The organism is Mesorhizobium muleiense, assembly GCF_900099905.1.
Lineage (GTDB): Bacteria > Pseudomonadota > Alphaproteobacteria > Rhizobiales > Rhizobiaceae > Mesorhizobium > Mesorhizobium muleiense.
Genome location: NZ_FNEE01000025.1, coordinates 17,121 through 42,387 on the forward strand (window position 1 = coordinate 17,121; position 25,267 = coordinate 42,387).

21 protein-coding genes and 2 pseudogenes are annotated in these 25,267 nt (G+C 59.1%); 6 read left to right on the forward strand and 17 right to left on the reverse strand.

What is annotated here, in order from left to right; all coding sequences use genetic code 11:
* Positions 1–40: 40 nt before the first annotated feature.
* The 3 genes from BLT09_RS28210 to BLT09_RS28220 all read right to left on the reverse strand — a co-directional run bounded on the left by BLT09_RS28210 (position 41) and on the right by BLT09_RS28220 (position 2,616).
* Complete coding sequence (locus BLT09_RS28210) at positions 41–484, reverse strand: DUF269 domain-containing protein (RefSeq protein ID WP_236473426.1); 444 nt, start codon at positions 482–484, stop codon at positions 41–43.
* A 330-nt stretch (positions 485–814) separates the two neighbouring features.
* On the reverse strand, positions 815–1,972 hold the full coding sequence (locus BLT09_RS28215) for a TlpA disulfide reductase family protein (RefSeq protein ID WP_091599457.1): 1,158 nt from the start codon (positions 1,970–1,972) through the stop codon (positions 815–817).
* Between the two features lie 449 nt (positions 1,973–2,421).
* Positions 2,422–2,616, reverse strand: a complete 195-nt coding sequence (locus tag BLT09_RS28220; protein WP_029356503.1) for a hypothetical protein — start codon at positions 2,614–2,616, stop codon at positions 2,422–2,424.
* A 945-nt stretch (positions 2,617–3,561) separates the two neighbouring features.
* Here BLT09_RS28220 and BLT09_RS28225 point away from each other — a divergent pair.
* Entirely contained in the window at positions 3,562–4,347 is a 786-nt protein-coding gene (locus BLT09_RS28225) for an acetoacetate decarboxylase (RefSeq protein WP_029356505.1), read from the forward strand.
* 1,027 nt (positions 4,348–5,374) lie between these two features.
* Positions 5,375–5,971, forward strand: coding sequence for an orotate phosphoribosyltransferase (gene pyrE / locus BLT09_RS28230; protein ID WP_029356507.1), 597 nt, complete (start codon positions 5,375–5,377; stop codon positions 5,969–5,971).
* A gap of 1,109 nt (positions 5,972–7,080) precedes the next feature.
* On the opposite strand, the gene BLT09_RS28240 is transcribed toward pyrE, so the two are convergent.
* From BLT09_RS28240 to nifH, 10 genes are all read right to left on the reverse strand, one after another.
* Positions 7,081–8,379 carry a lysine N(6)-hydroxylase/L-ornithine N(5)-oxygenase family protein gene (locus tag BLT09_RS28240; RefSeq protein ID WP_091599464.1) on the reverse strand — a complete coding sequence of 433 codons (1,299 nt, stop codon included), beginning with the start codon at positions 8,377–8,379 and terminating at the stop codon, positions 7,081–7,083.
* An 847-nt stretch (positions 8,380–9,226) separates the two neighbouring features.
* On the reverse strand, positions 9,227–10,099 hold the full coding sequence (locus tag BLT09_RS28245) for a universal stress protein (RefSeq protein ID WP_091599578.1): 873 nt from the start codon (positions 10,097–10,099) through the stop codon (positions 9,227–9,229).
* A gap of 92 nt (positions 10,100–10,191) precedes the next feature.
* Complete coding sequence (locus tag BLT09_RS28250) at positions 10,192–10,896, reverse strand: response regulator transcription factor (protein ID WP_236473427.1); 705 nt, start codon at positions 10,894–10,896, stop codon at positions 10,192–10,194.
* A 107-nt stretch (positions 10,897–11,003) separates the two neighbouring features.
* Positions 11,004–11,483, reverse strand: coding sequence for a NifX-associated nitrogen fixation protein (locus BLT09_RS28255; RefSeq protein ID WP_029356518.1), 480 nt, complete (start codon positions 11,481–11,483; stop codon positions 11,004–11,006).
* A gap of 14 nt (positions 11,484–11,497) precedes the next feature.
* Positions 11,498–11,995, reverse strand: coding sequence for a nitrogen fixation protein NifX (nifX, locus tag BLT09_RS28260; protein ID WP_091599467.1), 498 nt, complete (start codon positions 11,993–11,995; stop codon positions 11,498–11,500).
* Positions 11,961–13,343, reverse strand: coding sequence for a nitrogenase iron-molybdenum cofactor biosynthesis protein NifN (gene nifN, locus BLT09_RS28265; RefSeq protein ID WP_091599470.1), 1,383 nt, complete (start codon positions 13,341–13,343; stop codon positions 11,961–11,963). Before nifN ends, nifX begins: the two co-directional genes overlap by 35 nt.
* Positions 13,344–13,351: 8 nt before the next feature.
* Positions 13,352–14,827, reverse strand: coding sequence for a nitrogenase iron-molybdenum cofactor biosynthesis protein NifE (gene nifE, locus BLT09_RS28270; RefSeq protein ID WP_029356524.1), 1,476 nt, complete (start codon positions 14,825–14,827; stop codon positions 13,352–13,354).
* Positions 14,828–14,888: 61 nt separating this feature from the next.
* Positions 14,889–16,430, reverse strand: a complete 1,542-nt coding sequence (gene nifK / locus BLT09_RS28275; RefSeq protein ID WP_029356526.1) for a nitrogenase molybdenum-iron protein subunit beta — start codon at positions 16,428–16,430, stop codon at positions 14,889–14,891.
* A 129-nt stretch (positions 16,431–16,559) separates the two neighbouring features.
* Positions 16,560–18,062: a nitrogenase molybdenum-iron protein alpha chain gene (nifD, locus tag BLT09_RS28280; RefSeq protein WP_091599473.1), complete on the reverse strand. Its 1,503-nt coding sequence runs from the start codon at positions 18,060–18,062 to the stop codon at positions 16,560–16,562.
* Positions 18,063–18,148: 86 nt separating this feature from the next.
* Positions 18,149–19,042: a nitrogenase iron protein gene (gene nifH / locus BLT09_RS28285; protein WP_024505261.1), complete on the reverse strand. Its 894-nt coding sequence runs from the start codon at positions 19,040–19,042 to the stop codon at positions 18,149–18,151.
* 580 nt (positions 19,043–19,622) lie between these two features.
* Here nifH and BLT09_RS28290 point away from each other — a divergent pair.
* Both BLT09_RS28290 and BLT09_RS28295 read left to right on the forward strand, forming a co-directional pair.
* A complete protein-coding gene (locus BLT09_RS28290; RefSeq protein WP_236378831.1) occupies positions 19,623–20,186 on the forward strand; it encodes a type II toxin-antitoxin system prevent-host-death family antitoxin in 564 nt (187 codons plus the stop codon).
* Positions 20,168–20,596, forward strand: coding sequence for a hypothetical protein (locus BLT09_RS28295; RefSeq protein ID WP_029356531.1), 429 nt, complete (start codon positions 20,168–20,170; stop codon positions 20,594–20,596). Before BLT09_RS28290 ends, BLT09_RS28295 begins: the two co-directional genes overlap by 19 nt.
* Before the next feature lie 577 nt (positions 20,597–21,173).
* On the opposite strand, the gene queE is transcribed toward BLT09_RS28295, so the two are convergent.
* Genes queE through queC form a run of 3 tightly spaced genes read right to left on the reverse strand, consistent with a single transcriptional unit; the run spans position 21,174 to position 22,959 of the window.
* Entirely contained in the window at positions 21,174–21,899 is a 726-nt protein-coding gene (gene queE, locus BLT09_RS28300) for a 7-carboxy-7-deazaguanine synthase QueE (RefSeq protein ID WP_164891567.1), read from the reverse strand.
* A gap of 5 nt (positions 21,900–21,904) precedes the next feature.
* Complete coding sequence (queD, locus tag BLT09_RS28305) at positions 21,905–22,261, reverse strand: 6-carboxytetrahydropterin synthase QueD (RefSeq protein WP_063169374.1); 357 nt, start codon at positions 22,259–22,261, stop codon at positions 21,905–21,907.
* The gene (gene queC, locus BLT09_RS28310) at positions 22,261–22,959 is read right to left on the reverse strand and encodes a 7-cyano-7-deazaguanine synthase QueC (protein ID WP_091599584.1); all 699 of its coding nucleotides are present in this window, start codon (positions 22,957–22,959) and stop codon (positions 22,261–22,263) included. Before queC ends, queD begins: the two co-directional genes overlap by 1 nt.
* A 128-nt stretch (positions 22,960–23,087) precedes the next feature.
* On the opposite strand from queC, the pseudogene BLT09_RS28315 reads away from it, so the two are divergent.
* Positions 23,088–23,877 (forward strand): annotated as a pseudogene (locus tag BLT09_RS28315) (beta-barrel domain-containing protein); the annotation flags it as partial.
* 58 nt (positions 23,878–23,935) lie between these two features.
* Positions 23,936–24,192: pseudogene (locus BLT09_RS28320) on the forward strand (cysteine peptidase family C39 domain-containing protein); the annotation flags it as partial.
* Positions 24,193–24,452: 260 nt separating this feature from the next.
* On the opposite strand, the gene BLT09_RS28325 reads toward BLT09_RS28320, so the two are convergent.
* Positions 24,453–25,226: a serine protease gene (locus BLT09_RS28325; protein WP_164747232.1), complete on the reverse strand. Its 774-nt coding sequence runs from the start codon at positions 25,224–25,226 to the stop codon at positions 24,453–24,455.
* Between the last annotated feature and the right edge of the window lie 41 nt (positions 25,227–25,267).

Below are 25,267 nucleotides of genomic sequence, written 5' to 3' on the forward strand. Positions count from 1 at the left end.
TTCCTGGAACAATGGTTTTCTTGATGCGCGCCATCTCGGGCTAGGCTTCAGTGGCTGCAGTCGCATCGTCGACCAGTTTCGTACCGGCCTCAGCCAGTTTGCGGAAAGTCTCGAAGCCGAACCGGTGGACGTCTCGATAGAACGACCAACCGCCGGAAGCCCCCAGGGGTTTCATTCCAATTATTGGCGACGTCGACGCGCCGGAGCGCTCCTCAATCGCAAGCGCCACGGCGGTGTAAAACATGTCGAGCCTCCACAGCGCGTCAGGATCGGGATCGCCGCCAAAGGGTATCGCACATTGCTGTTGCTTGGTGATGATGAACTCGCCCAGCAGCTCGGCGTCCGAATTGCCTTCCCATAAGCCGAAGGAATCCTGAGTACGGATCAGCCGCAGAAGGCATTTGACAAACGGGGAAGCAAGGGCCTCGTCGTCCTTGTTGACAGCAGGGCCACCCGGTGCATGAGGCATTTCGTTGTTCCTCATTTCAGTCTTCGTCTTCGAGAGACGATTTCCCTTTCCTGCGATGCCCACTCCGGGCCCACTTGCGTGGCCGACGAATGGCTTGGGCGGGCCAACCCCACCCAAGAATGCCCCGTGGCCGACCTCGACATGTCCACGAGTGCGAGACCTACGGCGCGAATTCGCGGCGCACATCGTCTGCGCCGCGATCCGACCGGTGGTCAACGCAATTGAAATCCAACCTGCCCCAAGCCGCCTGCCCTTGCTGCATCGACATACTTGCTGCGAAGCGAGCCTCGATGGGCGGATTGGGCAGTGTTCAGTTCCAATTGTCATCCCCTTCGCGATATTTGCTCAGGAAGTGACTGCGTTTTGAGTTTCGGATGCCTTGTTTTGCGGAGCCACACAAAGATCCGCGTGACAGGCAGGCTCACCCGTGTAGTTGGCCAGTGCTTGGAGCAATGGGGTGAGGTAGTACTGTTTGGTATGGTCCGGCATTGGCTCCGGGTGGTCCAGCGATTTGATTGCCACCTCGATCAACTCGATCGCGCGATCCTTGTTGCCGCTCTCGTAATAATACTGAGCGACCGGGATGTACCAACGGAATTTAAGGGGCCCGTCGCCTTGCGGAGGATTAAGTTCCAGGATCTGTTCTGAGAGCTCGTTGCCCATCGCAAAGCGATCATCATGCGGAAGATGGGAGTTGTCGATCGTGGGATCGAAGAGTTGGTTCAGCGCCATGACCATCCAAGACACCGCTTCGAACTTTTTGTCGATCGCGTCCTCGACCAATTCTCGCATGACCGGCATGCCGGTCTTGATGTCGCGCAGCTTGTGAAGCAGAAGATCCGCATGAATCTGCCGGAACTCATAAGAGTCTGGCATCAAGGCGAGGCCTTCTTCGATGGCCAAGAGCGCCGCCGTCCAATCCTCGGCCTGCATCGCCGGCGTAAGTTTGGCGTATATCGGCCGGGTAAGCGACATTTCGCGCGCTGCAAGTTGGTTATGCGCGATGCGCTTTGCATCGGCGGCTTTCGCTTCATAGCTGCTGCGCCAGCTGCCGTTAAGGACTTTCGGCAAAACGTCATCGAGTTCCGCCGGGTGGCCAATAAAAGCGATGTGGCCGTCGCGGTCGACCACGAACGAGGTGGGAATCCCAATCGAAGAGCTGGGATCCATCCAGAGCTTGTTCATTTCGCCAATGTAATCGAACCCGATACGATAATTCAGATTCGGGAACTTCTCGGTCAGCCAGGCATCCACGTTGGTCCGCGCCTCGTCCGCGGTTGCAGCCTGTTCGCAAGCTGCGACTCCGATAATCTCAAATCCGCTGTCTTTATATTTCTCCTGCAGTTCAATCAAATGGGGCATGGCGTCGACACATGGTCCGCACCAAGTCGCCCAAAATTCAACGAGGTAGACCTTGCCGGGCTTAAAGTTCGTGACGGGCTCGCCACGCAGCCAGTTCTCCACTTTGATCGGAGGAGCCGGGGACCCCATACGCAGTTCCATGATGTTCTTATCCAAAGCTACCCACACCTTTCGTGGCTTTTATGCGTAGTTGGTTTCTCTGTCAGAATCGCAACACACGGATCAGGAGGCCATCGCTCGTCTTGCGCGTTTGCATGCGATTCAGCCCTCTCACAGTGTTGCCGCCCATCAAGCAGCAATGGGCGTGCCAACCCCTCTCAGCTCCGGTAAGCGGCGGGGAATGCTTTGAAAATTCTCCACGAGCCCAAACACGGCCGATTGTCGTGGACCTGACATGTCTTCTGCCGCTGTCGGGTTTCGCCCTCTTGAGCCAGCCGCTTTAGGACAGGTGAGAGCTTGGATGGCTCGCCTGTCATTAGACTGGCCGGCGTCCTCGAGCAGTGGCACTTTGGCGCCGGGTCGAAAGTGCGGGGCGGCTTGGTCCTCGTGCCGCCACCGCCGCGTGTGGATCCTTGCCTCGTGGACATAAATCACCACGCGGCTGGCAAGTCGGCGGCATTGGGCTCAATCAGCGCGGCGTTGAGCCCCGACAGCACGTAATGCTGCACCAATGTATCGGATGCCCTTCGCTGCCTCCACTTCTGCAGCCAGGCGTCGAGCGACGCTACCTGCCCACGTTCGAGCGCGACTGCAGTAATCTGCGCCGCAGGATAGCCAGCCGCCATTAGAAGGTACTTGGGTCGGATAGGCGTTCTGCCAGCAAATGAGGTCCGCTGTATTTCCTCGCGATGGATCACAGGCGTTCTCGGGTGATCGGGCACTATGCAAGGCGCGTCACGCTGACTAGCGCCTCGAACCACACCGGTAAAGACGGCGAGGCTAACACGACGGATATCGCAAGATCCCTTGAAATGTCTCGTTCCCCCGGCGGAGCGCGTCCAGCTCACCTTGCGGGCGTACCAGCGCCGAATGGGTACGCACGACGTCAACCTGCCTTTGGGCCCAGAGCCTCCTTGCCCTAGCCGCATGGCCCCGGCTGGTCGAGAATTTCTGGTCGTCGAGCAGTAGAACTCTTTCACATGATGGCGAATGCGCGGCGTCCAGTGGGAGAACACCTCGGCATAAAGAGCGTTACTTCCCGGGCCGACGGTGGTGAAGCATAGCGCCCCGGTCGGAGCTATTTGCCTGAGGGGCGGAGGTCCTCTTGCGCAAAAGACACGTCCTCCCAATCCGCAAGCGGTCCTGTTCGGCGCTATCCGATGTCCGACAACGTCGGAGGCGTAACGTAGCTGAGCAAGATCTATCGCTTTGCCTCGAACGATTCTCATTTGGCATGGCGCGTGCGCGTTGATCCGCAAACCCCGCCATGAGGCGAAATCGGAGCTGGCCGCCACTCCACTTCCTCCTACCACGAGAGCAGACGGGAAGCAGCGCCTTCAAATGAGGAACAAAATCACTTTACCTCGAATCTTGCCTCTCGACTACAACCGGACCCATGGAACCGCGTCCGCGACCATACAATGAGTGCGCCCCGAGGCAATGGCCCAGCGCAAAATGGCTACGCGCGATCACGCCATGCATCCAGGCTAACGAAGGCACCTCGGAGAGCCTCGCCGCCATCATCGAGACCTATCTAAGCCCACTTGAGCCAGCACAAAGGAATTTCAAACATGCACCAAGATACCGTCCGTGGGAGAGCTTTCGCCATGCCCCTGACCAGCCCGGCCTACCCACCCGGCCCATATCGCTTCAGCAACCGGGAGTATCTGATCATCACATATCGCACCGATCCGCAAAAACTGCGCGACCTTGTGCCGGAGCCGCTTCAGGTGTGCGAGCCTCTGGTCAAATTCGAGTTCATTCGCATGCCGGACTCGACGGGCTTCGGCGACTACACGGAAAGCGGACAGGTCATCCCTGTCTCCTTCTGCGGCCGCATGGGGAGCTACACCCACTGCATGTTTCTCGACGACCATCCGCCGACAGCGGGCGGACGCGAGTTGTGGGGCTTTCCCAAGAAGCTCGCCAGCCCAACGCTCCGAACAGAGACGGACACGCTTGTTGGCACGCTGGACTACGGCCCGGTCCGCGTCGCGACGGGTACGATGGGCTACAAGCACCGGGCCGCGGACCTTGCGAGCGTTAAGGCCTCGCTCGCCGACCCGAACTTCCTCCTCAAAATCATCCCGCATGTCGACGGCACGCCGCGCATCTGCGAACTCGTGGAATACCACCTGGAGGACATCGATCTGAGAGGCGCCTGGACCGGCCCGGCAGCCCTGAACCTCTGGTCGCATGCGCTTGCCCCCGTCGCCGAACTGCCGGTGCTGGAAGTAGTCTCGGCCGTACACCTCGTCGCCGATCTCACGCTCGCGCTCGGGAAGGTCGTCCACGACTATCTCGCGGAAGCCGAGCCTCGCCATCGGAAAGGAAGAAACCATGAACTTTCACAATGATATTTTATTGAACCAGCGCGACGGGGAGCCGGTGGCCGGCTTATCGACAAGGTGGCGGTGATCGCCGAAGCCGCGAGCGGGGTCGGCAAGGAAAGCGCGGTTCGCCCGCGAGGGAGCAAGAGTGGTCCGCGGATCTTGATCACAGCGAAGTCCAACAACGGCGTCCGGGATCGATCGATTGACGAAAAATGGTTGCCAGGGTGAGAGGCAGGTGGAACGCGGCTGATGCAGGCAATCGAAACCTTCGGGCGCCTCGATGTCCTGTCAGCAACGCCGGCGTCCAGAACGTAGCGCCGCTTGTCGAGTTCTGCCACAAGGCGCTTCCCGCCCGTGATAGGCTCCATCTCACGGGTGTCGGCGAACTCAATGTCACCAAAATCAGTGTAAGGCTCGGCCTGCTGTTCGGCGTCTGCCTCAGAGGCAGACGCTCGCCCCTGTCGCCGATATCGCCGTAAAGACTCGGCCGGCAGGGGAGGTGGACTACGACCTACCTTGAACTTTGCTTTTTACCGTCGTCAGATGAAGCGAGCCGAAATGTTGCGCCGCGGTGCTGATGACAAAAATTCTCGGCGGCTCGAACTTTACCTCTCGCGCCTCTACGAGGAGGTTGCACGAAAAGCGCGGCCTTGCCCCCTCGTCATCACAAGAGCGACACGGGCCGACATGGCGGCCGAAACGCTCACCTCATGCGCAACCTGGTTAAGAAGCTGGCGCAAACGGGGCCGAGCGAGGCGGAACTCGAGCGGACGAGGATGAAACGCCCAAATCCTCAAAGAGACGGCCCGCATCGAGAAAAGCCGTGCCTGCCGAGATCGGGCAAGGGCGGGTAGCCAACGCTACCCAGCCGTAGGGAAACCCGTGATCACGCTTTAGGCACCCAATAACGATAATGGAAAAATCTGCGCGAAACGGTCGCACCGGTATTGACATTAATTGACACACCCCGCGAACACTTGCATAAGCCACATAGCGGTAGTGACTAGGTGCATGCCGCACCCAATTTTTTCCCTAGGGCGAGGTCAGATCTATGGCGGCACTGGCAAAATTCAGACCAGTTGATTCCAGCCAACACGACAAGGACGAACTCCGCGAAATCGTCCGTGAGCGCTCTTTTCGATCCGGACGCTACACGCTCTCGTCGGGCATAGAGAGCGACATCTATTTCAATATGAAGCCTACCATGATGATGGCGCGAGGCGCGCAACTTGCCGCTCTTGAGTTCCTAAAAATCGCTGAGCAAGTGAAAGCAGAGTACGTCGGCGGCCTTGAAATGGGAGCGGTCCCCGTAATCGGATCGATGGCAGCTGTCAGCTCGGCGATGAACAAACCCATAAACACGATCTTCGTTCGCAAGACTCCAAAGCCTCATGGCACAAGGGACGTGATTGAAGGTCTTGGGCCCAAAGAAGATCTCGAGGGAAAAGTCGTCCTGATCGTTGACGACGTTGCCACAAGCGGCAAGTCGATATTGAAGGCGATTGAAGAGGTTCGCCGCGCCGGGGGCATTGTAGGTGACGCTGCTTGCCTCGTGGACCGCGACGAGGGAGCTACGGCGCTGCTAGCCCAACATGGGGTCACGCTGCATTCCGTTCTGCATGCGAGCGAATTTGTGGAACGCCACTGACAATCTCATACAACGGCTTTCCGGCGACCTAGCCTTAGAGGACATTCCGCCGCTTTGCAGCGAGTGCAGGCGCCTCGCGAGTAAGAGCGACTGCCCTTGCCCATCCTCACTGCTTTTGGTGCAACATATGCTGGCTGCCGTTCACCAGCCGCTTGACGCCATTGACCACCTTTCTGAGCAAGGCGCCATCAGACTGAAGGCTTTTACCGATTATCTGGCGACGGTCGTTCGAATGGCTTCAGAGCGCGGAGACGCGGCACCCTGGATCGATCTAGCCAGCCGGTTTAGCGCCCTTTTCGGTCCCGACGAGGTTGCCCACTAATCTAGTGCTTATCGCTTTCCATGAACTAGCAGCCTCGGCGGCATCGCGTCATGGATCGCCAGCGGCATGCCGGCCCATGATGCGAGCGTAAAAGCGCCGAGCAGCCGGTGCTGAATCTCGGACGTGACGACGCCGATTGGCGCGATGCGCGTTGGCACGGGCCCTCGTGCCCAAGCATGATGCGTTCCCATTCCGCGGCATCATGCTCGCGATCCCGTCTGTGCCGTGCTCAAGCAAGCGAGCCCGAGCGAACCGCCCTGGGTAGCGGATTTAGACAATCGTTGGTGGAGTTGGCTGGCGAATTGGCGAGTTCGGCCTTTGGTTGGAAGACCGGCTTGCGGCGGGCCAACCAAACGGGATTGGCGACACTGGAGTATGCCTTCACTGGGGTCGCGTCCTTACGCTGTAACGCGGCGGTCAGCGAAGCCGCGCGAGCGCCCCCTCGATAGCGCTGAGCGGGCGAGCGGCTTCGGGGCGGGCGCAGGGGCTGGGTAGACCGGGCCGGACTCACCTAACTCACCGGGTCCAGCCACGACATGCATCGCCAAAGGCAAGGACCCTCCCCGCTGAGCGCGGGCTCAGCCATGGCCGCTGAGGCTACCGCACTCTTTCGAGTGAACGTAAGGTCTTAACGAGCGTAGGGGAAACGTCCGCAGAATATACGATGTGCCTCAGGGCCCGAGTGCTTATTCGGTCAAGATGATCTGGGCTAAGGCTCCCGCGTTCGCCGCAACGAAGGCGTACATCATTCCCTGGATGCCACCGCCAATGAACAATAGTAGACCAGTTATATCCCGCTGCCCATTTCTTCGGCTACGAGGTCGGGCCGGCGCTCGATCAACGTACGGCTGATGAAGCCCAGATGCTCGGGATTGGTGCATGGCGGGCGCCCCAGAAGGCTGTCCAGGATGCGGCGCGCTCGCCAGGCCAGCAGGCCAAAGTTCGGATCAGCCAGCCCGCGCTGTCCAAGGCAGGCGTTCTGAACGAAAAGGCGTCTGTCTCGCGGTCCGTCCCAGTACACAGAAAAATCCTCGCCGGTGGCGAGCTCATTGCCGATCTGCTCGAGGCGATCTGCGATCGGTTCCAGGAAGTCCGGCAGCGCGTTCTCGTACCCCGTGGCCAGGATGACGATGTCCGCGGTTACTTCTCCGATGTTATCCATGCCGCGCTGCAGCGTGAGCCTGTGCCCCGCCCCTGCGTTGATGCAGCGCGACACGTTGCAACTTGGCCGCAGTGTGATGTCGCATTGGTGTGGCTCGAGAAAGGCGTGGTGGTAGAGCGCCTGATAGACCGCGCGCAACGTGCTTTCTGAAATCCCGTCGGAGGCAAGCGCGAAACGCCGCAGGAACAGCTGGCGATGCACCTCGCTCATGGCCGCAAAACGATCCGAAAAGCAAGGCGTGAACAGCTCGTTTGTGAACGGGTGGTCGTCGAAAGGCATCCCGCGCGTCAAGACCCAAGTGACCGCCGCGGGCCGCCGTTCTTTCGGCCGGCCGACAAGGTGCAGCAGCAGCTCGGCTCCCGACTGTCCGCCGCCAACCACGCAGACATGCTTTTTGTGCACCTCAGGATGGATATGCGCTAGGTCTGATGAGTGGAACAGGTTGGGTCCAGTCCAGCCATGAAACTGAGGCGGAATTTGCGCCTGCTTGCCTATGTCGATGACGAGGTTTCTCGCATCAAGGACCGCGTTGTCCGTCCGCACGCGAAACTCGCCTTCAAAGCGGATTTCGCGAACGGCCTCGCCGCCACGGACAAGCGGATTCTTCTGGAACGCCCAGTTGAGATATTGAGCGAACTCGGCTCTGAGCACCCCGTGAAATTGCGCATTGAGGAAATGGTAAAGACGCCCGTTCTCGTGGAGGTAGTTTACGAATGTGTAGGCTGATCGCGGATTGACCAGAGTAACCAGATCCTGGAAGTGGCCGACCTGGAGCTCCGCGCAATCGAAAGCGCTGCCTGGATGTCCGCGGAAATCGACCTGCCGGTCCAGGAACAGTGCCCCTTGCGCAATCTCTTCCTGTGTCTGACACGCAAGGCTCAAATTAGACGGCCCAGCACCGATACCAATGCAAAAGAGGTCCACTTATCCTTGCTCCTCTAGGAGTGTTTTCCAACTCAGCGGGATGTGCGCGGCGACCGCCAGGCATTGAGCATTGCGAACCTCACAGGCATCCTTGAGCCGCGGTCCCGAGTGCGAGGACGGCAAAAGCGTGTGCCGCCTTCCAGGTCTTGGACTCAATGTCGGCGGCATCGACAGCGGCGCGGCATGATCCGAACCCAAGAGCGGAAGGAAAGCGTGTGATGCTGTCGCGCGGCTCTTCCGGATCTTACGGCGGCATCTAGCGCCGGCCTCCACCCCAGGATTGGCTGTTTCCCAGCCACGACGGAAGCGGCGCTTTCTTTCGAGGGCGTAACCATGGATAACGGCTCTTAATGCGTTCGGAGACTCCCATGCATGCAGCGTGCCGGATAAAGAAAACGTCAAACCAACGAGTTCTCGTAATTCCAGCTCGTCTGGAACCCGACATTGTCGCACGCCCGACGATCGGGCAGAGGAAGCTCCGCGGCAGCGGCCCTTGCACACCGCAGGCCTGACAGGGGGCAGCCGCCGATTTGACCCGCGTCCGGGTACTGATCAGGGGCCTTCCAACAGGGTTCGCGCCCCGAGGCGGGGGTCCCCTGGTACACCCGCCCTGTGGCTTGGCTGCGGCCTGCTGCAGCCGTTCGTCTTTACTGCCCGTTACAGACGATCTCGCACGAGTTGGATGCACGAGAGCGTCCTGAAGCAGTCGAGGCGTCCGGTTTGGCTCTGACAAGCATCGCACGATGTTCGCGGATCCAGCCATGTCTCCGCAATCCGACCGGTAACCGACGACGACTTCGGACTGGTTGGCGGTCCTACGACCTGATCGGTGTTCCTACGGAACTGATCAGCGAGCCAAAAACAGCGGCAATGTGGTCTTCTCAAAGCTCCAGCTCGGCGGACCGCCGAAAATCCGCTCACGCAGCCGACGGCTGCCATAAGCACCCATGACTATCATGTCAGCACAGATGTCGTTCGCGTGCTGAGTCAGCACTGTGCCCGCCGATTTGCCGGCGCTCTTAAGCAGGTCAACGGAGACCCGAGCACCGTGCCGAGTAAGATAGGCAGCGATGTCTGCTCCAGACTGCGCACCTTTCCCGTTGTTTTGCGCCTTCGGATCGACCATAGCGACACAAACTTCCTCAGCAGCGGATAGGAGACTAAGAGCTTCCCGAACCGCACGCGAGGCCTCTACGCGCGAATCCCAGCCGACCAGCACGCGTCGAGGCGACAGGGTCGCCTTAGCGCCCTTCGGCACGATGAGCACCGGCTTTCCGCTATCGAACAAGCAGCCGTTGACAACAGGAGGTCCGAGAGTCTCATCGTTGAGGAGGTCCGCTCCAACGATCGTCAGGTCAGCGCAGAGCGCCCGCTGTCGCGCCACTTCACCGAGGCTAGCCGGATCGCAATAGTCGGTGTCAACGTCACAGGAAAGCGACATAGCTTTCAGCCGTTTGAGGATATCCGCGGACCGTCTTTCCATTCTGGTCACGTCCTGTGAAAATTTCTCGATTTGCTGAAATCGATAATTCGGTACTGCAATTGCCTGTGCACGTCCCGTACCCCACTCGAGGGGCGGAGACGACATCAAGAGCAATGGAGGCGGTATAATCAGTACGGATAGGTGCGCGCCGACCTCGCCACACAGTCCGGCAGCTGTTGTGAGGTCCTCATCAGAATGATCAGCACCCGTCACACAGAATATGCTTTTAAATTCCATTTGCCTGCTTCTCTTGGTCTTCGTTAGGAGCGTCTGCGGCAACCCGCTCTCAGCGGAGGAAGAGAGAGCGGCACCACATTCGACCACCGATTTCAGTCGTCCGGCTTCTCGAGCGAGTAGCCGGCCGACCTGACGGTGCGAATGACGCTGCCGAGCAAGGCCGTTTTCAGCGCCCTCCTGATTCGGCTGATATGGACATCGACGGTGCGTGCACCGACATGAATGTTGGGCGGCCAGGCCGCCCCGATAAGCTCGTCCCGGCTGAAGACCTTGCCGGGGGCCTCAATCATAAGCCGCAGCACGTTGAACTCGATCCGTCCGAGATGGATGTCGTGGCCATTACCGCGAACCCGACGGGCATCGAGCTTCATCTCCAGGCCTCCACAACAAATCCAACTGTCGTTTTCAACCCCGTTCGAACCACGCTTGGTCAGCCCGAGCCTCGCCCGCAGGCAGTCGAGCAGCTTGGCCGGAGCCACCGGCCGCACAAAGCTCTCAACGCCTGCCTTCAAGAGATCGAGGTGCTGGTGCTCGGCGCCAGGCGCGATCAGGGCGATGATGGGCAGGTCGGTGGTGCGCGGTTCCCGCTTGAGGTGGGCGCAAATTGCGGACCCGTTTATGCTGGCTGGGTCGCAATCCAGCACTACGGCCTGAAGCTCCCGTTGTTCGGCCAAGGCCAGCGCAGCCTTCGCGCCGTCTGCCGTCTCACTGCTGAAACCGTCCACCTCCAGTATGTGACTGTAGAGCAGATAGAACTCGGCATCTTGCGAGCAGATCAGGACCAGCGGCTTCTTCATCAGCGATACCCCAACAACCTGGTCGGCCTCGAGCCCCTGGATCGAGGGGACTGGCCAACAAAGTTTCTCGGGTCCGTCATGGTGGCCTTTCTCGAAAATCGCGCCCATCATGCCAGCGCCACGTGGGGAAAGGTTTCGATGACTGAAATCGCATCGTCGACCAGCTTCGTACCAGCCGTGGCGAGCTTCAGGAGCGTCTCGAAGCCAAACCGGTGGACATCGCGCAGCGTTTTGGACAAAACGACCAGCCGTCCGGTCGTGAAAAGCACCCGACCAAAACCCTCATGGCTCACCTGGATCATCGGCGATGCCATAAGGCCGCAGCGCTCCTCGATCGCAAGCCCGATGGCGGCGTAGTACTTGTCGAGCCTCCACAGCACGTCCGGATCGGGATCTCCGATGATCGGGATCGCTCGGCGCTGTTCCTTGGTAATGATGAAGTCGCCCAGCAGCTCGGCGTCCGCTTTGCGTTCCCACGAGCCATAGGAATCCTGAGCACGGATCAGCCGCACGAGGCATTTGACGAACGGGGTGCAAAGAGCCGCCTCGTCTTCGGTGACAGCTGGGGGGATTGCGGGGTCAGACATTTGGCGTCCTCCTATCAGTCCTCGTCCTCGAAGGACGGTTTCGTTTCGGCAACGCCCGCTTGCGCCAGCACCTTGCGCAGCCAGGGCGGAGGACACGTCCTGAGCATCATCTGCGTGCGCAACAGCACCTCTTGGATGGATTGGGGCTCCGCCACTTTGATCGGGTGGATTTTTGCCGCGACAACCTTGGCTGCCGAAGGTCCGCCAATCGCCAGACAAAACAGCAGATGACAGCCTTTCAGCGCATCCACCTTGGGCGTGATGCGGTCATCGCCCTCGGCCCGATGCTCCCCGCTTTCATCCGAAACGTCATCGAAGGCCACGGCTTCGACGAGATTCCATTCCTCGCGCGTCACGTCGTAGACAGCAAAGCGCTTGGCCGACCCGAAATGGGCATTGAGGTTCTGCATGTCCTGAGTGGCGATCGCAACGCGCAATGCGCCCGCACGTCGTTCAGGCATCGGGGCGAAAACCTCATTACTGACCAGCGAGAGGCGGCGAACAGCGTTCATGTGATATTTCTCGATTACGGAGTGGATCAAGCGCCTCAGGAGTGGGCGCGTGTTGGTTGGCCTGGAAGATGTTGGCGACCTCGAAGATCAGGTCGCGGGTGCCCTGATAGAGAATTGCGAGCTTGTGCTGGCTGCCTAGTCGATCGAAGACCGGGAACCCGATGCGCATGAGCGGAATTCGGAGCCGCTCCGATGCTTGGCGCCCGTGCGAATGCGTGACAAGCAGGTCAGCACCGACGGCAAGACTTTCCAGATCGCCGAGATCGCCGATCTGAACCGAAACCGCCGGGACTTTCTTGAGAATTTTAGACCTGTCGGTCGTTGTGACGGCCGCGGCTATCTCGGAGCCGAGGCCAGCAAAGAAGGTTGCAAGTTGGAACAGCTGGTCTGGTTCGGCAGCGATGGCAATTTTCTTGCCGCCGAAATGGAAATGTCCGTCGAGCATCGCGTCCTGCAATTGCGCCCGGCGCCGGCGCACGCGGGCCGGTACCGCCGCGCCCGAAATCGAAGACAGCAGCGACACGAAGCGGTCCGTGTCCTGCAGCCCAGTCAGTGACTGGAACAACACGTAAGGCACGCCGGTCAACCCGAGCAGCGCTTTCGCCGGGCGGCGCATGTGCTCACCGATGGCGATGCATTGCATGGCCGTGCCCAACTCGCGAATGTCCTCGACGCTGGTGCCGCCGTATGTGGTCGCTACCCAGCGGTCAGGAACCGTACCGTCGAGCGAGCCTGAGATGTCGGGCAGAATAACCGGCTTGAGCCCAAAGCTTTCAACCATGTCCCGCATATGCTCGACGTCGGCGACAGTGAGGTTGCATCCGGGCAGGATTGCGATCTTCTTCGGGTGCCGCGCCCGTTCGCCCGAGCGTGTAATCCCTTCGATCATTGCGGTGACTGCCCTGGCCCAGCCCTCTTCGATCGCGCCGTCAAAATCCGGCGTGTTGGCCAGCACGACCTCCGTACCCGCAAGCTCTTGCGTGTGCTTCAGCTTGACGTTGGCAATATCACCCGCGCAATCTTCGCCACGCGTCTCCACGAGCGCGGTCGTGCACACCCCGATCAGCTTTGGCTTCGTGCGGTTCTTGAGGTTGAGGATCGCCTCTTCCAGATGGTCGGCTGCGCCGAGGATGGTCGCCACCTCATCCATCGCCGTAGTCTGCAAGGGAATCGCTTCTTTGAAGTGCCGCACGAAGAGAACGAGCGCAAAGCTTGTGCATCCCTGGCTGCCGTGGAACAGCGGCATCGCACCGTCGACGCCAAGAAAGGCAAAGGCGGCACCCAGCGGCTGCGACGACTTCAGCGGGTTGACCGCAGCCGATTTGCTCTGGAGAAGGATGCGGGCCATCGGTCGCCTCAACACTCGTGTGCCGTCGCGCAGGCGAATTCATCAAACAGGTACGCGGTCTCGTTCCTCGTGCACGGCAATTCGCCTATCAGATCAGGCTGGCAATCCCACGGGGCCGGCTGGCGCACCTGAGACCAGATCGGATTGTGAATGGCGAGGTCGATCTGGCGTACGAGTTCCACCATGCCGTCATAGCCGGCATAAGGATGCTGGCGCTCCTGGTTGATATCGAGCCAGGGCGTCTTGGCCTTGAGCGCAATGAATTGCGTGCGACCGCCCGACAGCATGATATCGGCCCTGTGTTCAGAGAGCATGGCGTACAGCTCGCGCGCAGCCATGGATTCGAACATGTGCTTGTCGTGCTTGAGAACTTGTTTGATGCGCTCCTTGTCCTGCACCGTAGATTTCTTGACCGAGGTGCCGACGATCTCGATTCCGATCTCCATCAGCGCATGGACAACCGACCAGGACTTCACACCGCCTGTGTTGAGCAGCACGCGCTTGCCTTGGAGCCTTTGCCGGTAGGATTCGAGTTTCTTCCACGCGATCGCCTCCTGCTGCGCGATCAGCGTCTCTGTGCGCTCGAGGATCTCCGGATCGGCGCCCTTCCTCACCAGCAGCCTGACAAGGTTGCGAAGAGCTTGCGATGTGTCGGAGATGCCATAGAAGGAGCCCTCGAAGAACGGGATGTCCCAGCGCTCCTCCATCTTGCGGGCAAGACTGATCAGCGCGGTCGAGCACACCATCATTGCCGCCCGGGCGCGGTGCGCGGAAGCAATGTCGCGGTAACGCGCATCGCCGGGAATGCAGGCGCGCACCCGGATCCCGAGCCGATCGAGGAGCGGCTTTACAAGCCAGAATTCGCCCGAGAGGTTGAATTCGCCAAGGATGTTGATGTCGTAGGGCCCAGGGTCGTCGGGTTCGACCGTGCCGATGACATGATCGAGCAACGCCTCGGCGGCGAGCTTGTTGCCGAGGTTCTTGGAGCCTGCCAGGCCAGGCGCATTGATCGGCACCACGGCCAAACCGAACTTTTCCGTGGCGCGTTTGCACACGGCCTCGATGTCGTCACCGATCAGCGCCGTTACGCAAGTCGAGTAGACGAAGATCGCCGGCGGCGCGTATGTGTGCTTGATCTCGCGGATCGCCTTGAAGAGTTTCCGCTCGCCCTGCCCCATCACCAGGTCGAGTTCGGTGAGGTCGGTCGTGAAGCTTGTCCGCCACAAGGTCGGCCCTGACGAAACCGCACCACGGTTGTCCCAAGAATTGCCCTCGCAGGCAAGCGGCGCATGGACCAGATGCGCAACGTCGGTGATCGGCTGCAGGACGATCTTGGCTCCGTCAAAGGCGCAGCCGCCGGCTGCCGCCCCTGGTGTCAGCGACTTCGAGCAGCCCTCCTTGCGCGCCTTGGCATCTTTGCCACGGTTCTTATCGCAGGCGGGCTCATCGAAGGCGTCCTTGATTTTGGCGCTGAGGGAGGACATTGCTCAGCCTCCCCAGTCCATTGGGCAAGGAATGGCCTCGGCGAAAAGCCGGCCACGGCTCTTAGCGCGTGAGGTCATAGGAATAATCCGTCACACCCGTCTCGCTCGTCTCGCGATCGAGTTTGTCGAAGATCTTGTCGAGGATCGTCGTAAGCACGCGCAACGCGCCCTGGTAGCCAAAGAGCGCAAAGCGGTGATGATGGTGCCGATCGAAGATCGGAAACATCAGCCGGATCAGCGGCGTTCCGGTGTCGCGCTCCAGGTACTTGCCGTAGGAATTGCCGATCAAAAGGTCCACCGGCTCGGTAAAGAGCAGTGAGCGCAGCGCCCACAGGTCCTTGCCCGCCCAAACCTGGGCAGCCTTGCCGAAAGGCGAGGATGCTAGCAGCTTCTTCAAATCGGCTTCCCATGCCGAGGTGCCATTGGTGGCGAGGCAATGGGTTGGCTCGCCGCCGGTCTCCATGACAAAGCGGGCCATCGCGTGAACGAAGTCGGGATCGCCGTAGATGGCGTATTTCTTACCATGCAACCAGGATTGGCTGTCCGCCATGGCGTCTACCAGTCGGCCGCGCTCGAGGCGAATTGCCTCGGGGATCTCCTTGCCGGAAATCGCCGCGACCTCCATCAGGAATTCGTCGGTCGCCTGAACGCCGAGCGGATAGTGGAACGAGGCCGTCGCCTGCCCGACCTCCTCGCAATAGCCCAGCGTCTTTCGGGTGTTGTGATGCTGCAGCGAAAGCGTTGCCTCGGCGTTGAGGGCCTTCTTCACCTCGTTGATCTTCGTGCCCCCGTCATACATGCGGTATTCACCGTCCGAAGGCGTATCGAACTGGTCAGAGGCATCCTGGATGAATGTGTAGGACACGCCCATTACATCGAGCAGGCGCTTGAGCTCCCGGTTGTTGCCGACGCAGAAGCCGTCGAAGCCCGGAATGATGTTGATGGCTCCTTCGACTTGCGTACGCTCCTGGCCTTTCCAGAAGTGCTCCAAAATGCCTTTGACCATGTTGTCATAGCCGTCGACATGACTGCCAACGAAGGCCGGCGTGTGGGCAAAGGGCACGTCGAAGTCGCGCGGGACTGAATCTTCGTCCTTGGCGTTCTGGATGAAGCTGTGCAGGTCGTCGCCAATGACCTCTGCCATACAGGTCGTCGACACGGCAATCATCTTCGGGTCGTAGAGCTGGTAGGTGTTGGCGAGCCCGTCGACCATGTTCTTCAGGCCGCCAAACACCGCCGCATCCTCGGTCATTGAGGAGGAGACCGCCGCGGCAGGCTCCTTGAAATGGCGCGACAGGTGCGAGCGGTAATAGGCGACGCAACCTTGGCTGCCGTGGACGAAGGACATGGTTCGTTCGAAGCCGGCGGCAGCGAATACCGCACCCAGCGGCTGGCAGGCCTTGGCCGGGTTCACGACAAGCGCTTTGCGGGCGAGGTTCTTTTCGCGGTATTCCCACGTCTGGGTGAAATCGCGCTGATCGGAAACGATCTCATCGGGGTGCGGACATTCGAAGTTTAGCTTCTTCTCAGCGAGCATCTTTCTGTATTCCGGCTCGCGGAACAGGGGAGCGTGATCGAGAATTTTTTCAGCCGACTGCGGCATGATGATTACCTCTTTTGCATCTGGCTGCGCGGTACGGCAGCTCAGGACGTCAAGACGTTCCAGGCTCCGGCGGATCAGAGGCCGCGGGAGTTCACCGTCTCAGTGGGAGACTGGGGCTAAAGCAGATGTTTATTCGGCAGCCATCGCCCGCTCATCGCCCCGGCTTCTTTTCCAAGGCGCGTGGAATAGGTCCCAGACCGGGTTGTTGATGGCGAGATCCACATCACGTGCGAAAATGGCAAAGCCATCGTAGCCGTGATACGGGCCTGAATAATCCCAGGAATGCATCTGGCGGAACGGTATGCCCATCTTCTGCACCGGGTATTTTTCTTTGATTCCCGAGCCGACCAGATTTGGGCGAATCCCTTCGATGAATTTCTCCAACTCATAGCCGGTCACGTCATCATAGATCAGCGTGCCGTTCTTCACGTAGTGGCCGGTGCGCTGATAGTCGTCGCTGTGGGCGAATTCATAGCCGGTGCCCACGATGACCATGCCGAGGTCCTCGTAGGCCGTGACGACGTGGCGGGGGCGCAGGCCGCCGACATAGAGCATCACGGTATTTCCTTCCAGGCGCGACAGGTACTTGGCGATGACCGTATCAACAAGCGGCCTGTACTTGGCAATGACCTTTTCGGTCTTCTCCTCGATTTCCGGCCCAAAATGCTTGGCTATGTTGCGCAGAGAGGCTTCGATCTGGGAGGGACCGAAGAAATTGTACTCCATCCAAGCGACGCCATACTTTTCCTCCATATGCCGACAGATGTAGTTCATCGACCGGTAGCAGTGGATAAGATTGAGCTTAGCCTTCGGGGCGCGCTCGATCTCTGCGAGTGTGGCGTCACCCGACCAGTTGCCGACCACGCGCAGCCCTATCTCCTCAAGCAGTATGCGCGAGGCCCAGGCATCGCCGCCGATATTGTAGTCGCCGATGACGTTGACGTCGTAGGGGCCGGCCTCGAACTTGACATCCTTTTTGTCGAAGACCCAATCCCGGATCGCATCATTGGCGATGTGGTGGCCAAGCGACTGCGAGACGCCGCGGAAACCCTCGCAGCGTACCGGCACGATCGTCTTGTCATACTCCTTGGTCTTTTTGCGAGAAACCGCCTCGGTGTCATCGCCAATCAGGCCGATAGGGCATTCGGATTGCACGGTGATGCCGTTGTTGAGCGGAAACAAGACTTCAATCTCGTCAATGATCTGTTCCAGCTTCTTGTCGCCGCCGAAGACGATGTCCTTCTCCTGGAAATCGGAGGTGAACTGCATTGTCCCGAACGTGTCGACGCCCGTCGTACCGACGTAGTAGTTGCGGCGCTGCGACCAAGAGTATTGGCCGCAGCCGACCGGGCCGTGCGAGATATGGACCATATCCTTGACTGGCCCCCACACCACGCCTTTCGAACCCGCATATGCACAGCCGCGAATCGTCATCACCCCGGGAATGGACTTGATGTTCGATTTGACGTCGCATTCGGAAAGGACCTCGCTTTCCCCGCCAGCCTCGTTGCCGCTCTTTGCGACGTTGAGGTGCTTCTTGCGGCGCTTCGCCGCCTTGTCGGGATAATGCGACAGCACCTCTTCGATAAGCTTCGCATGAAGAGCACCGTCATTCTCGTATTCCCGGCTCATGAGTCCCCTTTCAAGGTTGGGTGACGCCTCAACGAATAGGCGCCGTTCTCTGCAAGGCGCGCCGATTCATGGCAGCGCTAATGTCACTACTGGGCCGCCGCCTTCGCCGCTTCCTTGGAGTGAAGCTCGGCAAGCATCTGCTCGTCGGTCTTCATGATGCCGAAGTCGAGCAGCATCTCCTCCAGCTCCTCCATGGTGATCGGCGTCGGGATCGTACCCTGGCCCGAATTGGCGTGGATCTTCTCGGCCAGAGCGCGGTATTCCCCTGCCTGCTTGGAGTCCGGCGCGTACTGGATCACCGACATCTTCCTGAGTTCGGCATGCTGGACGATGTTGTCGCGGGGCACGAAGTGGATGAGCTTGGAATTCAATCGGCCAGCCAGTGCTTCGGCCAGATCGAGTTCACGGTCGGTTTGACGTTCATTGCAGATCAGCCCGCCCAGCCGCACACCGCCCGAATGGGCATATTTGAGGATGCCCTTGGCGATGTTATTGGCGGCATAGAGCGCCATCATCTCGCCGGACATGACGATGTAGATCTCCTGGGCCTTGCCTTCGCGGATCGGCATGGCGAAGCCGCCGCATACCACGTCGCCGAGGACGTCATAGGAGACATAATCGACATCGTCATAAGCGCCATTCTCCTCGAGGAAATTGATCGAGGTGATGACGCCGCGGCCGGCGCAACCGACACCCGGCTCGGGGCCGCCGGACTCCACGCACTTGATGCCTCTGTAGCCGACCTTGAGCACGTCCTGGAGTTCGAGGTCTTCCACCGAACCTTCCTGTGCGGCGAGATCCAGGACGGTATCCTGAGCTTTCGAATTCAGGATCAAGCGTGTGGAATCGGCTTTGGGGTCGCATCCTACGATGAGGATTCTCTGCCCGAGGTCGACAAGGGCGGCGAGCGTATTTTGGGAGGTGGTGGACTTGCCGATGCCGCCTTTGCCGTAAAAGGCGATCTGACGCAGACCTGACATAATAGCTTTCCTTCCTTCGTTCTAATCATCGCGACTGCCCGCGACACAAGTGCCGATAGGCAGCTCGTGCCGCCTCACACCAAGCATCGCAAAAAGCGTACCAGCGTGATCGGCCGATCCGAGAAGAAACTTTGTTATTAAATTCCAGCCACTTAGACGGCGGCAAAACGCGCGAGCGGGCCTTTCAGGCGTCTGTCACGGACACGACAAAGCCGACACAGATTGTCGTGCGCCATCGAAACCGCCCTGTGTCGAGCTCGAAGCGGGATAATGGGGAGCTAGCCCAAAGCTGATGGCGAGACCATCGGAAGACGTCGGCTATTGTCTTTCCAGCCTGCGGTCGCTGGATGAGCAGGAGCCTGGGGCTTGACCGCCGCGCGGAATAGTTCAGGCAGGCTTGCGGAGCGGGAACGCCGGCGGCCGATAGACATCCGCGCTTAACCTTTCATAGCCCGTCTACGAGTTGGTTCCGCCGACGCGCTATATCGAAGGCAAATAATTCAGTACCTTAGCACGAGATCATTGATATTTTCAAAAAGATACGTATTATACGGATATAACGGATTATCGGGACAATTCTATGTCGGTCATTAGCTCGGTTGAATTTCAGCGCAACTTTGGGCTGTATCAGGACAAGGCGCTAGCGGAACCCGTGATCATCAGCAAGAATGGCCGCGAACGGCTTGTGCTGCTTTCGGTCGATGAATACCAGCGCCTAAAGGCGCATCGTGACGGCACTAGCGCGGGGCCTGAGAACGCAGCCCCCCCTGCTTTGCAGAGCACGGCGCACTTTTCACTTAAGAACCAAATACCAACCGAGCCACTAAGGGAATTGCTGTCGCACTTTCATTCGATCAAATCTGCCTTCGTGTACGGTTCAGTCGCCAAAGGCACGGACACAGAACGCAGCGATATCGATTTGATGGTGGTCGGCGATAACCTGAACCTCTCTGAACTTTATTCAGCCGCACAAAACGCGGAACTGAGACTAGGCCGAAAGGTCAGTCCGACATTTCTGTCGCCGGAGGAATGGCAACGAAAGGCGTCGCAGAAAGGGTCGTTTGTCCGCAAGGTAAGTACCCTTCCAAAGATTTTCCTCATCGGCTCGGAGAAAGATTTACAAGCGTGGGCAAGCAAGAACTAGACAACCTCGTAAAGATTGGGCTGATGAAAAGTGAGCCCCCATCGCTGTCCGAATATGACGGCATGCTGGGTGGCGCGCGCAAGAATTTAACTGACGCACAGAAAGGTCTCGACCCCGACAGCCAATTCACTCTCTTATATGGAGCTGCGCATCGGCTTGCCCTGGCAGCCCTACGCCGCGAAGGCTATCGCTCGGACAATCGCACTTCGGTGTTTCAAGCGCTCGTTCATACCGTCGGAACCGACAAGGCTGACATTCAGATTTTTCTAAAGGCGCACAACGAGCGAAACCTCTCCGAGTACGAGGGGCACACAGACATTGATGCCAAATTGCTAGCTAACCTTATTGAGTGCACCACGAGGCTAGAGGTTTCGGTTGGCAAACTAGAACCGCCAGAAGATGACGAGTGAGCGGCAATCGAACACGCGCGGGCAAAGGGTCCGACGGTGCGGGTAGCGTATGCCCCGACCGGAACGAAGCCGAGCCGAGTTGCGCCGTAATCTCGGACGGCTTCACCTGTTGCGTGAACAAATCCGTGAGATCGTTGGGCCAGTGAGGAAATCGATCTTCTTTATGGAAGGCATTTAAGCAACGGATGCATTCCCATGCACATCGCCGTTCTGTTTAGCAGCTGCCGTTGACCGGCGGGCCAGCCCCTTTGGCGTTCTGGTGTCTGACAGTCGAGCGTCAGGCCGGACCATGAGATACATCGATAAGGGCTGGACAAGGATGGGAGGGATGACGTGCTTGCGACGGAGGAAACAGTCAAGCAGCTGGGGCGAGAAGGCCAGTTCTTGCGGATTTCAACTTTGCGTGACGACCGCTCATCGGAGTCAAGGTAACACACGCCGGCAGCGGGTGTCCGGGCGGTTTCCAGCCGCACAATGCGAGACCGCTGGCGCGAACAAAGCTCGGCTGTACTCGGCACGCTAAGAGAGCCTGCCAAGCCGTCGGAGCCCGGCCTTCCGGTGCGACGCAAGCCGCAGACTAGACCGCCCTCTTGTTACCCCAAAGCAGAACGTGCAGCTGCGGCAACACGCGGGCTTCGAACCACCTGTCGCTGGTCACCCTTTCGACAAGCCATTCCATTCGCATCATTATTCCGTCCAAGTCGACAGAGGTGTCTTCACTGCCAGGGTGCGGCGGCGTGTGATTGCCGGGTTGCAGATAGATCGGAAGGTGCGGATATCGCGCCGCGACTTCTTTGGCGTAGGCATAGTCACTCTCGTCGAAAACGACGAGCTTGAGCACGATTTGCGGCTTCTCTTGCGCCGCTTCGAGGCACGCCTCAAACGCAGCCCAACGGGTCGTCATTTCGCTGGACGGCGGCTTTGGGCTAAGGGTCAGCACGTCAAGATCCGCAAACCACTCCCTCACCACGGAACCCTGCGTTTCCAGTGCAAAACGATAGCCCTCGCGATGGCCTCGTTCTATGAGGGGACCGAACGGCTGAATGGCCGGGTTGCCGCCTGACAAGGAGACCATAACCGGCCTGCCGCCGGAAAGCGCATGGACGGTTTGCCACACGGCATCGATCGGCATCGGTAGCCATTCATGGCGATACTGATTGTCCACCGCGTGAAGGCTGTCGCACCATGAACAGCGATAATCACATCCGCCGGTTCTGATGAACACCGTCGGCAAGCCGATGAGCACGCCCTCGCCCTGGATCGTCGGCCCGAATATCTCGCTCACACGGATTACGGGATGCATGTCGGTCACGGACGGTATTCCGCCCAAGTTTTCGGTGTTTCGCTAACGCGCACGGCCGCGGTCTGCGGCAGACGTGCCTTGCACCATTCATAGAAATGTCTGGCCAGGCATTCCGCCGTGACCTTCTCATGTCCCAGCACGTCGTTGAGGTGCCGATGGTCGAAGCTCTCGTCAATGTAGCGTTTGAGCGGCGCCAGATCGTGATAGTCGCGCACGAAGCCGTGGGCGTCCAGTTCCTTGGCCGACAGCTCCACTACGACGACATAGTTATGCCCGTGCAGGCGCGCACATTGATGGTTGGGAGGCAAGGAGGTGAGCTGATGCGAGGCCGAGAAGTGGAATTCCTTGCTGATGTGGAACATTACGCGCGCCTCCTGCGCAGCGCCTCGAGCCAGAAATCGGCGTCCTCGTAGTCGGTGGGATCAGCGTGCCCGGCGAGATGGAACGCTTCGCGCCGCTCGACGCAGGTCCCGCATCGTCCGCAGTGACGCACGCCGCCCTTGTAACAGGACCAGGTCTCGGCAAACGGGGTGCCGTATCTTGCGCCATCCGCAACAATGTCAGCTTTTCCGAGATTCACATACGGTGCATAGAGGCGTATCTGCGCATAGCCGTCGAGCGCGCGGTCTTGCATTGTCTGGAAAGCTTCAATGAAGGCCGGACGGCAATCGGGATAGATGAAGTGGTCCCCACCATGCATGGCCGCCGCCACCGCTTCGGCGTTGTGGGCGGCGGCGAGACCGAAGGCGATTGCCAACATGATGGCATTGCGGTTCGGCACCACCGTAATCTTCATCGTGTCTTCGGCGTAGTGGCCGTCCGGCACGTCGACACTGTCGGTCAGCGCTGAGCCGGAAAGGCCACGGCCGATTTCGCCGATGTCGATGATCTGGTGCGGGACCTTCAGTCGCTGCGCGCAAAGAGCGGCGAAGCCCAATTCCTTCCTGTGCCGTTGGCCATAGTCGAAAGATAGAAGGCCGGTGAGTTCGTGCTCCGCTGCCACCATGTGAGCAAGGGAAACGGAGTCCAATCCGCCAGAGCAGACGGCGAGAGTCTTCATCATTGGTATCCTTGTTTTGACCGGGTAAGGCTGCGACCGGAGATTTCTCTGCGCCCCCACTACTCCAGCGACTCAATTTTGTGAACCGGGAGAATTTCCGCACAGCCCGATTGGAGCGAGCATGGGTCGCAAGGAGCGATCTTGCCGGTGATCTCGAAAACCTGATCTCCTCCGGCACGCAGGCCAAGGACCCGATCCGCCTCTCGACCGAATCCGCCAAAGCTGACCGCGCGCATTTCCTCAACTTGTTGCGGGAAAACGAATACGCCCGCACCAATGCCGCAGCGGAACTCGACCGTGCCAAGCGACTGCTTTCGGCTTCTGCAGCGCCCGCGAAAACTGTTGAAGAAAAGACTTTCGCCCTCCACAACATTGAGCTCCAGGGCGAGATCCTGGCCCGGCGAAAAATCGCCGAATGAAACCAGCAACTCTTCGACATCAACCTGCGCCTCAAGGAGCTCACGGCCACTTTGCATGAGCTCGAGAACGAGCGGGATCTGACTCATATTCGAGCCCCAGTACTCTTGAGCAATTCTCAGGCCTCACTTCCGGCAGCTACGTACAGGCCGGGCAAAACGTCGGTTGGGTTTCGCCGGTACCGAACTGGTGGTGGAAATCTACGTTCCCCCCAAAGACATCGCTTTTGTGCACCCGGGCCAGTCGGTGCATATCCAAATCGATGCCTACAAACTACAATCAATGGGGTGTCACTGACGCCAAGGTGCTCAACGTGGCGCAGGACTCCATTCTCCACGGCGGGAGCCCTTCTTCAAGGTCCCCCTTGCGCTGTCTCGCAACCAACTCGTCCTTAAGAACGGGGGCATCGCTCACCTGAAGAAAGGCATTACCGTTTGGGCACGCTTTCTCGTTGCAGGCCGCACTTTGCTGCAACTCCTCTATGATAAAGTCGACGATTAGCTCAATCCGCTCTACGCGGGCGACTAATCTTCAATTTCCAGACAGTCAGCGAGCCGCCATGTCAAGCAAGGTCAGCAAGTTTAAGCAGCGCGATATCACCGATTGCGGGGCGACCAGTCTTGCTTGTGTCGCTGCCTTCTATGGCCACAAGCTGCTTTTGTCGCGCATTCGCCAGCATGCCTCGACCGACCACTCTGGCACCACTGTGCTCGGTCTCTTGGAAGCTGAAGAAGGCTTGGTTTCTTAGCCAAGGGCGTGAGGGGTGGCTTCGACCGCCTCGACAAAATCCCCAAGCCCGCTATCGCGCACGTCGTCATCAAATTTGCGTTTGGACTTGGCGTCATACAGTGCCGCTGGATAGAGCCCGCCGCCCTGATCTCCGGCGGGTCTAATCAGAGCCCCCAGCTCCGCTGATGAGCCAGGCGCGGGTGCCTCGGGGCTTCCTAGCCTGCACAGCCTTCATGGGACATGGTCAGGATACCTGTTAGATGAACTCCGATTAGTCTGGACATTCTGCGCGTTCGGATACGCGGCAACGTGAACTTTCCACCCTGCACGCATCCCGACTCGCCCCCTCAGTCACCGGTATGTTTCGTGATCCACTCGCGATAATACGACACGCGCGTATACACACCGTATGTCCTTCCGCAACCGGCCCCACTCGAGACAATTCCAACCAAGATAGGGTTTTTGCCATGGGCTTTGGTCAGAGGACCTCCACTGTCCCCTTGGCAAGGATCGGTCCCGCCGCTTTCGGTTCCGGCGCACATCATCCCAGGAAAGATCTCCTCCCCATATTTGCGGCTGCACGTTTTGTTGTCGACGTATGGGACCTTGCCCTCTCGGAGCTCTTCTGATTCCTCTCCACCATGTCGTGTAACTCCCTTACCCGTCACGGTAAGGAGCTCGCCATTAGGAATGTCCATCCGGGGGGTAGCAAGGGGAATGGCCACTGCGGGTAGCGTACTGCGCACCCGCACGAGCGCCAGATCATGTTTGAATGTCTTCGCGACATATTCTTCGTGAACAATAAAGTCCGTTACATCTAACGAAACGCCATTCTTCACAAAGGCCTCGACCTTGGTTGCACCCGCTAAACAGTGTGCCGCTGTGAGGATCCATTGGTCTCCGATCACCACTCCACCGCATAGATAAGATTTATCCTCTCTGACAATTTTATCCTCTGTGACAATATTGAGTTCGACGTACCAAGGATGCTCTTTAGACGTGGTCCGCTTGCCGCGGACGATATCGAGCCCGCCTTGTACAGAAGTTTGAGCATGGGCGTGTTTTCCACCAAAAAGGGCTGCGAGCGCGCAGAGGGCATGACGACGGGTGATGGGGGGCATCGGTTTCCTCGTACTATTTGCATTACATCGTGCGGCCGTGT

Coding starts and splice junctions, on each gene's coding strand:
- nifX (WP_091599467.1), bottom strand. CDS start 11,995: ATGAACGCTGTTCGCCGCCTCTCGCTGGTCAGTAATGAGGTTTTCGCC.
- BLT09_RS28250 (WP_236473427.1), bottom strand. CDS start 10,896: ATGAAGAAGCCGCTGGTCCTGATCTGCTCGCAAGATGCCGAGTTCTAT.
- nifH (WP_024505261.1), bottom strand. CDS start 19,042: ATGTCAGGTCTGCGTCAGATCGCCTTTTACGGCAAAGGCGGCATCGGC.
- nifD (WP_091599473.1), bottom strand. CDS start 18,062: ATGAGCCGGGAATACGAGAATGACGGTGCTCTTCATGCGAAGCTTATC.
- BLT09_RS28245 (WP_091599578.1), bottom strand. CDS start 10,099: ATGGAATTTAAAAGCATATTCTGTGTGACGGGTGCTGATCATTCTGAT.
- BLT09_RS28290 (WP_236378831.1), top strand. CDS start 19,623: ATGTCGGTCATTAGCTCGGTTGAATTTCAGCGCAACTTTGGGCTGTAT.
- queC (WP_091599584.1), bottom strand. CDS start 22,959: ATGAAGACTCTCGCCGTCTGCTCTGGCGGATTGGACTCCGTTTCCCTT.
- BLT09_RS28225 (WP_029356505.1), top strand. CDS start 3,562: ATGCACCAAGATACCGTCCGTGGGAGAGCTTTCGCCATGCCCCTGACC.
- BLT09_RS28325 (WP_164747232.1), bottom strand. CDS start 25,226: ATGCCCCCCATCACCCGTCGTCATGCCCTCTGCGCGCTCGCAGCCCTT.
- queD (WP_063169374.1), bottom strand. CDS start 22,261: ATGTTCCACATCAGCAAGGAATTCCACTTCTCGGCCTCGCATCAGCTC.
- BLT09_RS28210 (WP_236473426.1), bottom strand. CDS start 484: ATGAGGAACAACGAAATGCCTCATGCACCGGGTGGCCCTGCTGTCAAC.
- pyrE (WP_029356507.1), top strand. CDS start 5,375: ATGGCGGCACTGGCAAAATTCAGACCAGTTGATTCCAGCCAACACGAC.
- BLT09_RS28215 (WP_091599457.1), bottom strand. CDS start 1,972: ATGGAACTGCGTATGGGGTCCCCGGCTCCTCCGATCAAAGTGGAGAAC.
- nifK (WP_029356526.1), bottom strand. CDS start 16,430: ATGCCGCAGTCGGCTGAAAAAATTCTCGATCACGCTCCCCTGTTCCGC.
- nifN (WP_091599470.1), bottom strand. CDS start 13,343: ATGGCCCGCATCCTTCTCCAGAGCAAATCGGCTGCGGTCAACCCGCTG.
- queE (WP_164891567.1), bottom strand. CDS start 21,899: ATGCATCCCGTAATCCGTGTGAGCGAGATATTCGGGCCGACGATCCAG.
- BLT09_RS28255 (WP_029356518.1), bottom strand. CDS start 11,483: ATGTCTGACCCCGCAATCCCCCCAGCTGTCACCGAAGACGAGGCGGCT.
- BLT09_RS28220 (WP_029356503.1), bottom strand. CDS start 2,616: ATGGCGGCTGGCTATCCTGCGGCGCAGATTACTGCAGTCGCGCTCGAA.
- nifE (WP_029356524.1), bottom strand. CDS start 14,827: ATGTCCTCCCTCAGCGCCAAAATCAAGGACGCCTTCGATGAGCCCGCC.